Annotated in this window: 11 protein-coding genes; 6 read left to right on the top strand and 5 right to left on the bottom strand. The window is 69.1% G+C overall.

Features of this window, described 5'->3' with window-relative positions; all coding sequences use genetic code 11:
* Window positions 1-8: 8 nt before the first annotated feature.
* The 5 genes from ACWGJP_RS04035 to ACWGJP_RS04015 all read right to left on the bottom strand — a co-directional run bounded on the left by ACWGJP_RS04035 (window position 9) and on the right by ACWGJP_RS04015 (window position 6,159).
* Window positions 9-2,153, bottom strand: coding sequence for a right-handed parallel beta-helix repeat-containing protein (locus ACWGJP_RS04035; protein WP_452328463.1), 2,145 nt, complete (start codon window positions 2,151-2,153; stop codon window positions 9-11).
* Between the two features lie 3 nt (window positions 2,154-2,156).
* Window positions 2,157-2,987, bottom strand: a complete 831-nt coding sequence (locus ACWGJP_RS04030; protein WP_452328462.1) for a carbohydrate ABC transporter permease — start codon at window positions 2,985-2,987, stop codon at window positions 2,157-2,159.
* Window positions 2,984-3,943: a carbohydrate ABC transporter permease gene (locus ACWGJP_RS04025; protein WP_452328461.1), complete on the bottom strand. Its 960-nt coding sequence runs from the start codon at window positions 3,941-3,943 to the stop codon at window positions 2,984-2,986. The genes ACWGJP_RS04030 and ACWGJP_RS04025 overlap by 4 nt, the downstream gene beginning before the upstream one ends.
* Before the next feature lie 4 nt (window positions 3,944-3,947).
* A complete protein-coding gene (locus ACWGJP_RS04020; RefSeq protein WP_452328460.1) occupies window positions 3,948-5,213 on the bottom strand; it encodes an ABC transporter substrate-binding protein in 1,266 nt (421 codons plus the stop codon).
* Window positions 5,214-5,412: 199 nt separating this feature from the next.
* On the bottom strand, window positions 5,413-6,159 hold the full coding sequence (locus ACWGJP_RS04015) for a FadR/GntR family transcriptional regulator (protein WP_452328459.1): 747 nt from the start codon (window positions 6,157-6,159) through the stop codon (window positions 5,413-5,415).
* A 109-nt stretch (window positions 6,160-6,268) separates the two neighbouring features.
* Here ACWGJP_RS04015 and ACWGJP_RS04010 point away from each other — a divergent pair, with 109 nt between their 5' ends.
* The 6 genes from ACWGJP_RS04010 to ACWGJP_RS03985 are packed head-to-tail and all read left to right on the top strand — an operon-like array spanning window position 6,269 to window position 12,610.
* Window positions 6,269-7,423, top strand: coding sequence for a mandelate racemase/muconate lactonizing enzyme family protein (locus tag ACWGJP_RS04010; protein ID WP_452328458.1), 1,155 nt, complete (start codon window positions 6,269-6,271; stop codon window positions 7,421-7,423).
* Complete coding sequence (locus ACWGJP_RS04005; RefSeq protein WP_452328457.1) at window positions 7,420-8,379, top strand: MBL fold metallo-hydrolase; 960 nt, start codon at window positions 7,420-7,422, stop codon at window positions 8,377-8,379. The genes ACWGJP_RS04010 and ACWGJP_RS04005 overlap by 4 nt, the downstream gene beginning before the upstream one ends.
* Window positions 8,376-9,440: a Gfo/Idh/MocA family protein gene (locus ACWGJP_RS04000; RefSeq protein WP_452328456.1), complete on the top strand. Its 1,065-nt coding sequence runs from the start codon at window positions 8,376-8,378 to the stop codon at window positions 9,438-9,440. The genes ACWGJP_RS04005 and ACWGJP_RS04000 overlap by 4 nt, the downstream gene beginning before the upstream one ends.
* An 8-nt stretch (window positions 9,441-9,448) precedes the next feature.
* The gene (locus ACWGJP_RS03995) at window positions 9,449-10,669 is read left to right on the top strand and encodes a CaiB/BaiF CoA transferase family protein (RefSeq protein ID WP_452328455.1); all 1,221 of its coding nucleotides are present in this window, start codon (window positions 9,449-9,451) and stop codon (window positions 10,667-10,669) included.
* Window positions 10,670-10,673: 4 nt separating this feature from the next.
* Window positions 10,674-11,831, top strand: a complete 1,158-nt coding sequence (locus ACWGJP_RS03990) for a hypothetical protein (protein WP_452328454.1) — start codon at window positions 10,674-10,676, stop codon at window positions 11,829-11,831.
* On the top strand, window positions 11,828-12,610 hold the full coding sequence (locus ACWGJP_RS03985) for an enoyl-CoA hydratase/isomerase family protein (protein WP_452328453.1): 783 nt from the start codon (window positions 11,828-11,830) through the stop codon (window positions 12,608-12,610). Before ACWGJP_RS03990 ends, ACWGJP_RS03985 begins: the two co-directional genes overlap by 4 nt.
* The last annotated feature ends 59 nt before the right edge of the window (window positions 12,611-12,669 follow it).

The following is a 12,669-nucleotide window of genomic DNA, read 5'->3' as shown; positions in this document are numbered from 1 at the left end:
CGACGAGGCTATCCCCGGGTCGGCAGGAAGGGATCGACGCGAGTGGGCACCGCCAGCGGATGCCCGCGCTCCGACTCCGGCCGCGGGCCTGCGTCGGAGACGTCCGGCACCCGGATGCCGAGCTGCTCCGCCGGCGAGCCGGGCCGCACGCGGAAGTCGCGAGCGGCGGCGTCGACGAAGAGCGGATCGGCCGTCACCGAATGGCGATCGTGCCCCAGCCGTTGCCACTCGGCGTCCAGCCGCTCGACGATCTCGAATCCGACTCGTCCGTCCTGCTGCGTCTCGCGGGACGCGTTCGCCGCGCGGGCGGCACCATCGAGCGGAGACTCGTCCCAGAAGAGGTTCAGGTCGCTGTCGATGCCGAAGGCGCGGATGTCACGATGGTCGGGGTAGCCGATGAAGGCCGGCATCCCCTCGCCGACGACGATGTTGCGGTGGAAGGTGAAGGACACGTGCTCCTCTGGCCGTGTGATCGACACCTGGCCGTTGCGGCCATAGGCCCAGACGTTGTCGCGGATCATCACCTCGCGGCCGTAGTGCTGATGGTAGGCCTGGCTCGAGACGTCGTGGACGACGTTCTGCTCGATGACGACGTGCGATGAGCCCTCGTCGAGATAGATGCCCCAGCCGCCGTAGTTCGCGCATTCCACGTCGTGGATGTGGTTGCCCCGCACGACCGTGCCGGGTGCGATGCCGAGCAGGTACACGCCTCCCATGTCGTTGAGCAGGCCCTTGCCGAGGTCGTGGATGTGGTTGCCCTCGATCCGGTTTCCCTCGGAAGGGCTGTGCAGGTAGTCCCACATCCAGCCGACGGAGACGCCCGAGTAGAGGAAGTCGCGGATCTCGTTGTGCGCGATGACATTGTGCGAACCGTGCTGGAAGAGCACGGCGACGGTGTTCGGGTAGACCTGGCCGCCGCGTTCGATGAGGCAGTCCGAGACCTCGTTCGCCTGGTTGTAGTCGGGGCCGAGCGCGTCGATCCCTCCGCCGGAGCGCACGGCTCCGGCGCCGAGGTCGGCGAAGCGGATGCCGCTGAGCAGATTGCCCCTCGAGCCCGGTCCCAGGCTGACGCCGTAGCCGCCGACCCGCTCGACCGAGCCGCCGACGACGGCGCACGAGCGGGCGTGCGTGAACCGGAGCGCGGCCGGTACGGTGCTCGCCGCCTGGACATCGGCCGCGTAGCGCCCGTCTGCGGGCAGCTGCGGGTCCTCGCGGACGCCGAACGGCGGCACGGCTGCCGGCACGCGGTCGAAGTCCGCCTCCGCGAAGGAGATCCCCTCGAAGCGCACCTCGCGGGCGGGGGCGTCAGCGGTCCCTGCCACGACGACGAAGGCGTCGGTCACCGGCATCCGGACGTCCAGATCCTCGATCGCGACCCCTGGTTCCGGCAGGTAGAGGACGTGCGGACCGGATGCTCCGGCGAGCTCGCCGGTGGCGTCCAGGTACCATTCGCCGGCCACCTCGCCGAAGCTCTCGGCGACGTTGTCGAGGTAGTACCGGGCGAAGAGCGCCGCGGCGTCGTCACGGAGCGCGAAGATGCTGCGCAGGTCGCTCGTGATGATGCGCTTCTCGCGGTCGATCGAGGCGATCGGCATCCGCTCCTGCACCCAGTAGTGCGGGACGACGATCTCGACGGCCTCGGGTCGGCTCAGCGCAGGGAGGTCGCCGTCGGCGTAGCGGAAGGACGCGGCGCCGTCGAAGAGCGTTCCCACGAAGCTGCCTGCGGGATCGAGCCCCTCCTGCTCCTCGACGCGGAGGAAGCCCTCGCGGGGGTACCGGGGACGCTCGGCGGCGGTGCCGTCGATGTACAGCCGGCGTCCGCTGCTGCGCGGAGCGGGGGCCGCGAAGGCGTCCACGCCGTTGACGGAGACCGGGAGCCACCCCGTGATCCTCGCCGAGCCGCGCAGGACCGGCGGGTTCGACGGATCGATCGCGACGACGGAGGTGAACGAGTCGGCCGCATCGAGAACGACGGGCCCGGCGTGCGCGTACTCGCCGCCCGCCATCCAGATGACGGCTCGCTGGCCCGGCTCCCGACGGGCACGGACGAGCGCGAGGCCGTGCGCGAGGTCGTTGGCGGGGTATCCGTGCGATCCGTCGGCGTACGGAGATCCATCGGGCGCGACGTAGACCTCGATGCGGTCGGTGCTCACGGCTCAGCCCTTCGTGGCGCCGGCGGTCACGCCGCCGGCGATCTGCCGCTGGAAGATGAGGTAGACCACGATGATCGGCAGCACTGCGAGGAGCACTCCGGCGATGTACGTCGGGACGTTGTCGGGGTACTGGCCGCGCAGCGCGCTCACCCCGACCATCACGGTGCGGTTCTGCGGCGACTGCATGATGAGCAGGGCGATGAGGATGTCGTTCCACACGAAGAGCGCGTTCAGGATGCCCATGGAGATGAGCGCCGGCTTGCCGACCGGGACCATGATCCGCCACCAGACGCCGAAGAGTCCGTTGCCGTCGACGCGCGCGGCCTCGGTGAGCTCCTTCGGGATGCCCGAGTAGTACGAGGTCATGAAGTACACGGTGAACGGCAGGAACTGGGCGACGTAGGCGATGATCAGCCCGGGGAAGGTGTTGATCAGCCCCATGTCGCTGAGGACCTTGATCGTGGGCACCATGATCACCTGGAAGGGGATCATCATCATCGCGAGGATGATCAGGAAGGCGACCCTGCTCCCGCGGAACGTCAGGTGGCTGAGTGCGAAGCCGCACATCGAGGCCAGGACGAGCAGCAGGAGGACAGCGAACACCGTCACGATGATCGTGTTCAGGAAGTAGCGGCCCATGTCCGCGTTCGTCCATGCATCGATGAAGTTCTGCACGTTGAACGTCTGGGTGACGCCGAGGCGGTCGAGCACGTAGTCCTTGCGCGTCTTCAGCGAGATGTTCAGCGCGTAGAGCATGGGGTAGATCGTGGCGATCGCCAGCAGCATCATCGGGATCGCGATGATCCACTTCGCGGTGCGTTCGCGGCGCATCATGCCTCCTTGGTGGCGCGGCGGAGCACGCGGATCTGGATGAGGCCGATCACGAGCACGATCAGCAGGAGGAAGACGGATGCTGCTGAGGCGAGGGCCGGGCGGGCCTCGCCGTTGAGCTTCCAGATGAGGAACTCCGGCAGGTAGCTGGCGGCTCCCGGTCCTCCGGCCGTCATGGTGTAGAGCAGGCCGAACAGGCCGGTCAGCATCCCGATCGTCGTCGTGACGAACACGAACTGGATCGTCTGGCTGAGGCTCGGGATGATGACATGCACGATCTGCTGCCAGAGGTTCGCGCCGTCGATCTTCGCGGCGTCGAGGAGTTCGGCGTCGAGCGTCGCGAACCCGGCGAGGAAGATCGTGAAGGCCATGCCGAAGGTGGCCCAGATGTGCACGACCAGGACGGTGGGCAGCGCGGTGCCTGGCAGGCCGAGCCAGTCGACGCCGGGGATGTTCACGGTGCCGAGCGCGGCGTTGAGCGGGCCGTTGGCTGCCAGGATGATGTTGAAGATCGCCCCGATGATGATGGGCGAGAGCACCACAGGCAGGAAGTACACACTGCGGTAGAAGCGGTGCCCCGGCACCTTCAGGAAGACGAAGGTGGCGAGGATGCCGGCGACGAAGACCTGGATCGGCACGAAGAGCAGAACGACGAGGACGTTGCGTGCCGCTGCCTGGAAGCGCTCGTCGCCGAGCAGGGTGACGTAGTTGTCCAGCCCGATGAACTGGCCGTTGAGCTCCTTGTCACCGGTGAACGAGAAGTTCACGCCGAGGGCGAGCGGGTAGAGTCGGAAGACGACGAGGATGAGGATGACCGGCAGCACCATGAGGTAGGGGGCCAGCCGCTCGGACGTCCACGGCTTCTTGCGCAGCGGGACGTCCGTCGTGGTGAGGCGCCCGCGGCCCGGAGCCCTGCCCTTCAGGACAAGGCTCCGGGTCGAGGTGGTGTCGGTCGACAAGAGATCAGCCCTCCGAAGCTGCCAGCTGCGCGGTCGCGTCGGCGACGGTCACCTCTCCGCCCAGCAGCTGCTGGCCGAGTCGGTGCAGCAGATCGAGCGTGTCGGCCTCGAGTGCGGTGTGCAGCAGCGGCTTGCTGCCGCCGAGCTCCGCGACGATGTCGTTCGCCGACGAGATGTCGGTGTCGAGCTCGATCGTCGTGTCGGACGTGATCTGGCCGCCGGCGAGCGAGTACGCCGAGAGGGCGTCGTGGTCGACGGTCGCCTTGATCCAGTCCACGCCGAGGTCCTTCTTGTCCTCGTTCAGGATGCCGTAGCCGATGCCGCCCTCGGCGGGGAGGGCGAGCGTCGTGCCGTCGTTGACGGTGACCGGCATCATGAAGCCGAGGTCGTCGCCGAGGAACTCGTCGAACTGCTTCCAGTGGGCGGTGCCGCTCATGAGGCCGACGACCATCGCCGCGTTGCCCGCGGAGAACAGGTCGAAGGAGTCGTTGAACATCGCCGTGGAGTTCGCGCCGTCGTTGTACCAGCCGTCCGCGGCGGAATCGGCCCAGAGCTGGAGCACCTGGGTGGCGTGCTCGCTCGTCCAGTCGCGCTCGCCGTCGATCCAGGCGTCGTACTCCTCAGGGGAGAAGATGCCGGAGCCGAAGCCCGACAGGAAGAACTCGATACCGAGGCCCTCCTTGTTTCCCAGTGCGAAGCACGACGCGTCGGTCTTGTCGAGGATGGCGGTGCACGCGGCGGCGAGGTCGTCCCACGTGGCCGGCGGGTTGTCGGCGTCCAGGCCTGCCTCGGCGAACAGTGCCTTGTTGTAGTAGATCGGGAAGCCCTGCAGGAACATCGGCGCGGAGTAGGTCTCACCGTCAGCCTGGAACGCGGGCCAGCCCGCGAGGGTGTCCTCGAGGTCGGCGAGTTCCGCCGTGATCGGGACCAGCGTGTCGGCGCGGCTCTTGAGCTGGGTGCCGCCGTTGAACAGGGCGAGGTCGGGGCCCGTGCCTGCCTCGACGGCGCTGCCGAGCAGCGTGTAGTACTGGTCGAACGGCTGGTTGACGATCTCGACCTCGACGTCGGGGTGCATCTCGGCGAATGCCGCCTTGACGTCTTCGGTGTACGCGGCCGCGGCCTCGTCTGCGTCGCCCCAGTTCCAGACGACGAGCTTGTCGCTCGTGCCGGAGGACTCTCCGGTCGAGCCGTTCGGCGACGCGCCGCCGCATCCGGTCAGGGCGAGTGCTGCCACGCCGACCATGGCGGGGATGGCGATCCTTCGCTTCATTGCGATCCTCTCAACGTTGATGGGGAAGTGCTGCAGAGCCTGTGGTGCCGGGCTCGTCCATGAAACATACTACGTCTGATGATGTGCGTCAATCAAACATCACATGAATGACCTTCAGGTCGAGTTGCGGGCTCGTCGATCACCGGATGGCCGGTCGGCCGATGGATGCTTGCGGATCGCCTGTTCTCGCGCCGTGGCGTCAGTCGCGGCGAGCGGAGGGCAGGCGGCGGCGCTCCCATGACCCGAGGATGTGCTCGCTCATCGCGATGCGCGCGGCCTCCGGGTCGCCCGCGACGATCGCGTCGACGATCCGCTCGTGCTCGGCGAGGGTCAGCTCGAAGGCGTGCGCCGGGTCATGGCCGGTGAATCGATCGCTCCCGACCGCGTGACCGATGAGGACGCGCGAGATGTTCTCTGCCAGGGCGTTGTCCGAGAGCTCCATCACGGTGATGTGGAACTGGACGTCGGCCTCGCGGAACGCGACCGAGTCGTCGAGGCGCTCGGTCATGGCGGTGAGATTCTCGCGCAGCCTGGCGCGTCCCTCCTCATCGGCGGCGCCTGCGGCGGACGCCGCCATCGCCGCCTCCAGCGCGCCGCGCACCACGCTCAGCTCGTCGAGGACGCCGAGTGTGGAGTCGTTGCGGATCATCGTCGACAGCACCAGCGGGTCGAGCACGTTCCAGCTCGTCGAAGGATTGACGTGCGTGCCTCGCCCCTGGGCGACGGTGACCATGCCCTTCTCCTGAAGGCGCTTCATCGTCTCGCGGATCACGGTGCGGCTGACACCGAACTGCACGCTGATGACGCTCTCCGGCGGGAGGGCGTCTCCCGGTGCGTACTCGCCGGTGACGATCGACTGGACCAGCTCGTTGAGCACCGTCACGCCGATCCGGTCGATCGGCGCTCGGCTGCGTCCGGACGCATCGTGCTCTGCAGGCAGGGTCATGCGTGCCACTCTATTGGCCTCCTCGGTGCGGGCTCGACGGACACTCGTCAAACCGCAGACATATGATGTATGGTGTTTACACCCACCCGATCTCACACTCAAGGGCGACATGAAGATCACCGGATACCGCACACTGCGCACCGTCCACGACTGGGGGCGCCCCGTCGGCGACGTCAACGGGTTCATCGCCTCCGGCGTCACCGATGTGCCCGTGGTGATCCTAGAGACGGACGAGGGCGTCGAGGGCGTCGGCATGGGATCGCACGCCGACCTCGACCGGCTCTTCCCCGCACTCGAGGGGCGCGACCCGCGCGCCGTCGCCACGCTCTATGACGCCATGCTCGCCCGGGTGTTCAAGTCGTCGCACGGGGGCGCCACCTTCGGCGGCATCGGCGCCTTCGACACGGCGCTCTGGGACATCAAGGCCAAGCTCGCCGGCGAGCCGCTGTGGCGGCTGCTCGGTGCCGGCGATCGCTTCGTGCCCGGCTACGCCTCGGCATTGGATGCGGCGCTCAGCGATGACGAACTGGCTGTGCAGTACCGCCGCTTCGCCGACCGCGGGTTCACCGCGGCCAAGCTGAAGGGCGGGCGCGGCCTCGACGCCGATCTGCGCCGCTTCGGCATCCTCACCGACATCCTCTCGGCCGGCGGTGCGAGCCCCGCGCTGATGCTCGACGCGAACGAGTCTTGGAACCTCAAGCAGGCGGTCCGCTATGTCAGCGCGATCGAGGAGCGGATCGACCTCACCTGGATCGAGGAGCCGCTGCGGCGGTGGGACGCCGCCGGTCACGCGCGCCTGAGCGCAGCGGTCAGGGCATCCGTCGCCACCGGCGAGAACCTCACGGGACTCGAGCAGTACCGTCCTCTCCTCGACGCGGGCGGTGCGGACATCGTGCAGGCCGGTGCGGTGTGGGGCATCACGCACTTCCTCCGCGTCGCCGTGGCGGCGCACAGCCGTGATCTTCCCGTGAGCCCCGTCGGGCTGACGGCGAACCACACCGTCACCGCCGCCGCGGCCGCCGTGCCCAATCATCTCTCCGCGGAGATCCAGGACCTCGGGGCCCCGTTCGGGCTCAGCCTGGACCAGGAGTTCACAGACGGCGGCGTCGTGCTCGGAGACCGGCCAGGCGTCGGCATCGACGTCGACGAGGCAGCCATCGAGCAGGCGAGGACCTCCGGAGACTGGCAGGAGCCGGCCGGACCCCATGTGCGCTCGCCGCGCGCCGGCCTGCGGCTCGTCGACAGCGGCTCGTGGGAGGAATGATGCAGCTTCGGCCGGGCATCCATCGCATCCAGGCGCCCCTGGGCGAGCGGTTCATCGCGATGTATCTGCTCACGGGACCCGCAGGCGCCCTGCTCTTCGACACCGGCGTCGCGGACTCCGTGCCGGGGACCCTGCTGCCGGCCCTCGCAGAGATCGGCGTCGACCCGTCTGAGCTGCGCTGGGTGATCAGCTCGCACTGCGACTTCGACCACACGGGCGGGAACGCCGCGCTGAAAGCCGTGGCGCCCGAGGCGCAGTTCCTCGCCGGCCGCGCCGATGTCCCGATGACGGAGGACGTCGATCTGCTGATCTCCGGCCGGTACGGCGAGTTCGCCGACCGCGACCGCTTCGACGATCCGCCGGAGACGACCGCGGAGGTCCGTCGGAGCACCGCGCTCGTCGCCGTCGACCGCGCCCTCGACGGCGGGGAGACCTTCGACCTCGGCGACCGGAGGATCGAGGTCCTCTCCGTGCCAGGGCATTCGCCGGGACACCTGGCCCTCTGGGATCGCACGAACCGGACCCTCCTCATCTCGGACGCCGTGCTCGGGGACACCGTGCCGACGGCGGACGGGCGGCCTGCGTTCCCCCCGACCTATCGCGACACGGAGGCGTACGTCGAAAGCATCCAGCGCCTGCGCGCCCTGGACGCCGATCTCCTGCTCACCGCGCACTATCCCGTCTACGAGGGGACCGCCGTGAACGATTTCCTGGACGGCTCGCTGGCGTACACCGAGCGGATCGATCGCGTCATCGAGGCCGAGCTCGCCGCGGGCGACGCGCTCGCCTCGCTCGAGCTGATCCACCGCTCGGCATCCGCGCTGGGCCCCTGGTCGGAGAGCGCCGCGGAGTATCTCATCTTCCCGATGACGGGCAACCTCGAGCGGCTCGTCCGGCAGGGGCGCGTCGCCGAGGGCGACCGCGACGGCATCCGTACGTGGAGGTGGATCGCATGACCGGCACCATCACCGACCGACCCGTGCGTCTCGGCGCGATCGGTGCCGGCTGGTGGGCGACGAGCAACCATTTCCCGCTGTTCGCAGCCAGGGAGGACGTCGAGCTCGTCGGCGTGTGCGGCAAGGGTCCGGGGCTCGAGGCCGTCAGGGAGAAGTTCGGGTTCTCCTTCGCGACCGAGGATGCCGAGGAACTCCTCGACGCCGACATCGACGCCGTCGTGATCTCCACACCGCACGACCTGCACCATCCGCTCGCCGCTCAGGCGCTCGAGCGCGGCTTGCACGTGCTCTGCGAGAAGCCCATGACCCTGAACGCCGATGAGGCATGGGATCTCGCGGCGCGGGCTGAGAAGGCCGGGACGGTCTTCCTCGTGCCGTACGGCTGGAACTACAAGCCCTTCACGGTCGCGGCCAGGCGGATGCTCGAGGAGGGCGCGATCGGGGAGATCCAATACGCGCTGTGCCACATGGCCTCGCCCACCCGAGGGCTGTTCGGCACCGACCCCAGCCACATGCTGGAGCGCTGGAACTCCGACACCGCGCCCGATCCGACGACCTGGTCGAGCCCGCAGCGCGGCGGCGGCTACGCGCACGGTCAGATCACGCACTCCTCGGCGCTGCTGTTCTGGCTCACCGGGCTCAGGGCGGCATCCGTCGCCGGGCGCGTGACCAGCGCCGGCGCTCCCGTCGACCTCTTCGACGCCGGCGTGATCCGCTTCGACAACGGCGCCATCGGCTCGCTGTCCGGCGCGGCGACCCTCGCGGACGGCGACAAGTACCAGGTGGACATCCGGCTGTTCGGCACCGAGGGTGTGCTGATGATCGACGTCGAGCGGGAGCGCGTCGAACTGAGCCGCTACGACGGCCGGCGCGAGAGCATCGCCATCCCGCCGGGGGAGGGCGAGTACGAGTGCCTCGTGCCACCCGCCCGTTTCATCGAGCTCATCACCGGCGCGAGCCGGGAGAACAACTCCGACGTCACCGTGGCTGCGCGCTCCGTCGAGCTCATCGACGCCCTGCTGCGCTCATCCGCCGCCGACGGCGCTGACACACCCGTCTGAGAGGAATCATGACCGAGACAACCGCACGCGGAGTCCTGGACGGCTACCGGGTGATCGACTGCTCCATCGCGATGGCCGGGCCCTTCGCGGCCCAGCGCCTCGGGGATCTGGGGGCCGACGTCATCAAGGTCGAGCCGACCGCGGGGGAGTGGCAGCGCTTCGCATCGGCGGGCGGTGCGGCCGGCAACGAGATCAACGTCTCCTTCCTGTCTCTCAACCGCAACAAACGCTCCCTCGCCGTCGATCTGAAATCGGATGCCGGCAAGGAGGTCGTCCGCGAGCTGATTGCCGGAGCGGATGTCTTCCTGCAGAACTACCGCCCCGGCGTCGCCGCGAGGCTGGGGCTCGACTACGAGACGCTCTCGGCGCTGAACCCCTCGCTCGTGTACGTCTCGATGTCCGGATACGGCGAGGATGGACCCTACAAGGACCGCCCCGGCCAGGATCTGATCCTGCAGGCCATGAGCGGTGCGATGCTCTCCGCGGGACGAGAGGGCGAGCCTCCTTCTCCCGCCGGTCAGTACCTCGCTGATGCGGTGACCGCGTCGACGGCCTTCGAGGCCGTGCTCGCCGCCCTGCTGCACCGTGAGCGCACCGGGGAGGGTCAGCTCGTCACGGTCAACATGCTCGATGCGCTGACCACCCTGCAGATGCAGGAGCTGAGCGTCTACACGGTCGGCGGCGTCCCGCAGCGGCGCGGCTCCGAGCCCAACGCGCACGTCTACATCCGCGCCCCCTATGGCGTCTTCGCCACCAGCGACGGATACCTCGCACTCGGTTTCGCCGACCTCTCGGCGCTCGGTGAGGTGCTGGGCGAGCCCTCGTTCGCCGGCCTCGATCCCGAGGTGCACGGGTGGACCCACCGCGACGAGCTCTACGCGACCGTCGCGCGGCACCTGCAGGCGCAGACGACGCAGCACTGGCTGGACACGCTGCTGCCCGCGGGAATGTGGGTGGGACCGGTCTACGGCTATGAGGAGCTCGTGAACGATCCGCAGATCATCCACAACGGCACCTTCGTCGAGTACGACCACCCGACGGAAGGGCGCATCAAGACTCCCGGCTTCCCCTACCGGTTCGCCAAGACACCGGCCCGCATCGACCGCGGGGCGCCGCTCGTCGGCGAGCACACCGGTGAGATCCTCGCCGAGCTCGGCATCGGGGCCGACCGCGTGCGGGAGCTCCTCGACGCCGGAGCCGTCGCGCAGTCGTCCTCGCGGAGGGGATGAGCGCATGACCGAGTACGTCGGTCTCACCTGGGACCACCCTCGCGGCAGGAACGCCCTGGAGGCGGCATCCGGCGATCTCGGCGGCGGGGACACCCTGCGCTGGGAGGTACAGCCGCTCGAGGGTTTCGAATCGGCCCCCATCGATGAGCTCGCCCGCCGGTACGACCTCCTCGTGCTCGATCATCCGCACCTCGGCGACGCGCTCTCGACCGGCAGTCTCCGTCCGCTCGACGAGCTGTTCGACTCCGCCCAGGTGCAGGCATGGACGGATGCCGCAGTCGGACCGAGCATCGCCTCGTACCGCGCGGAGGGAAGGCTGTGGGCGCTGCCGCTCGATGCGGCGACGCAGGTGTCGGCCCGGCGTCGCGACCTCGTGGCGGATGTCCCCCAGTGCTGGGATGACGTGCTGGCACTGGCCGATCGGGGCCTTGTCGCCACGAGCCTCGCCGGTCCGCACGCTTTCCTCTCGCTGTGCTCCATCGCCGTCTCGCTCGGCGATGACCCCGGTCGCGGCGAGGGCCTCTTCGACAGGGCCGTCGCATCGCGGGCGCTGGACCTGCTCACGCGGCTGTCCGCCGGAGCCCCTCGGGGCACCGGCCTGCTGAACCCGATCGGCCTGCTCGATCGGATGCGCGACCGGGGCGACATCGGATACATCCCGCTCGTCTACGGCTACGTGAACTACAGCTCGGATGCCATCTCCTTCGGCGCCGCTCCCCGGCACGAAGGGCGCATCGGCTCGACCATCGGCGGCACGGGCATCGCCGTGACGCGCCGCTCCAAGCCTTCGGCGGCGCTGCTCGCGCATCTGCGCTGGCTGCTGTCCGACGAGGCGCAGCGGGGGTTCATCCCGCAGCACGACGGCCAGCCGGGCGCGCGGTCCGCGTGGACGGATGCGGCCGTCGACGCCGCGGCGCACGGGTTCTACTCCGCGACCAGGACGACGATCGAGCACGCATGGGTGCGCCCGCGCGCGGCCGGATACATCCCCTTCCAGAGCATCGCGTCTGGCATCGTGCGTGACGTCGTCGTCGGTGCACGCGCGGCAGAGGAGGCGCTCGACGAGATCGAGGAGCGCTTCCGCGCGCTTCCCGCGTCGCCCCTCGAGTCCGTCGTCGCGCATTCCCCGTCCCCTTCATCCCCCGATAAGGAGCCCGCATGACCGTCGCTTCAGACACCGACCTCATCGTCGTCGAGACCGAGGGGCATGTGGCCACGGTCCGGTTGAACCGGCCGGAGAAGCTCAACGCGGTCACCCAGACCATGAGCGACGCGCTCGTGCGCGTCGTCAGAGCGCTCAACGACGACGAGGCGGTCCGCGCCGTCGTCTACACCGGCACGGGCAGGGCGTTCAGCGCCGGCAGCGACATCGCGACGCTCGACCAGTACGCGACCCCGTGGGAGTTCCGCAACCGCCGCGACTACTGCGACGCGCTGCGCGAGCTGCGCAAGCCCGTGATCGCCGCCGTCAACGGCTACGCCTTCGGCGGAGGACTCGAGGCGTCGCTCACCTGCGACATCCGCATCGCCGCCGACACGGCCAGCTTCGCCGCGCCGGAGATCAAGCTCGGCTGGATCGGCGGAGGCGGGATGTCCGTCCTGCTGGCGAACTCGATCGGTGCGAGCAACGCCGCACTGATGCTCATGACCGGCGACGCGATCGACGCGCAGCAGGCGCTCGCCTGGGGGCTCGTCAGCGAGGTCGTGCCCGCCGATGGCCTCCTCGCCCGCGCGCAGGAGATCGCCGCGGTGATCGCCTCCCGTCCGCCGATCGCGGCCGAGACGGCCAAGGCCAACCTGCGCGCGGCGTGGAACCTTCCGCAGGACCAGGCGATCGCATACGAACGCGAGATGCAGGGCATCACCTTCGCCACCGAGGACGCCGCCGAAGGGCGTGCCGCTTTCGCGGAGAAGCGCGCCGGTGTCTTCCGCGGCCGGTGACGCGGCCCTGACCGATCGCTCGATGACCCGGGACGCGACGCCGGGACCTCATTCACGCA

It is taken from the genome of Microbacterium sp. NPDC055903 (assembly GCF_053615555.1).
This window is presented reverse-complemented; position numbering and strand designations above follow the sequence as displayed.

Coding starts and splice junctions, on each gene's coding strand:
- ACWGJP_RS04010 (WP_452328458.1), top strand. CDS start 6,269: ATGAAGATCACCGGATACCGCACACTGCGCACCGTCCACGACTGGGGG.
- ACWGJP_RS03990 (WP_452328454.1), top strand. CDS start 10,674: ATGACCGAGTACGTCGGTCTCACCTGGGACCACCCTCGCGGCAGGAAC.
- ACWGJP_RS04000 (WP_452328456.1), top strand. CDS start 8,376: ATGACCGGCACCATCACCGACCGACCCGTGCGTCTCGGCGCGATCGGT.
- ACWGJP_RS04030 (WP_452328462.1), bottom strand. CDS start 2,987: ATGATGCGCCGCGAACGCACCGCGAAGTGGATCATCGCGATCCCGATG.
- ACWGJP_RS04005 (WP_452328457.1), top strand. CDS start 7,420: ATGATGCAGCTTCGGCCGGGCATCCATCGCATCCAGGCGCCCCTGGGC.
- ACWGJP_RS04020 (WP_452328460.1), bottom strand. CDS start 5,213: ATGAAGCGAAGGATCGCCATCCCCGCCATGGTCGGCGTGGCAGCACTC.
- ACWGJP_RS03995 (WP_452328455.1), top strand. CDS start 9,449: ATGACCGAGACAACCGCACGCGGAGTCCTGGACGGCTACCGGGTGATC.
- ACWGJP_RS04015 (WP_452328459.1), bottom strand. CDS start 6,159: ATGACCCTGCCTGCAGAGCACGATGCGTCCGGACGCAGCCGAGCGCCG.
- ACWGJP_RS03985 (WP_452328453.1), top strand. CDS start 11,828: ATGACCGTCGCTTCAGACACCGACCTCATCGTCGTCGAGACCGAGGGG.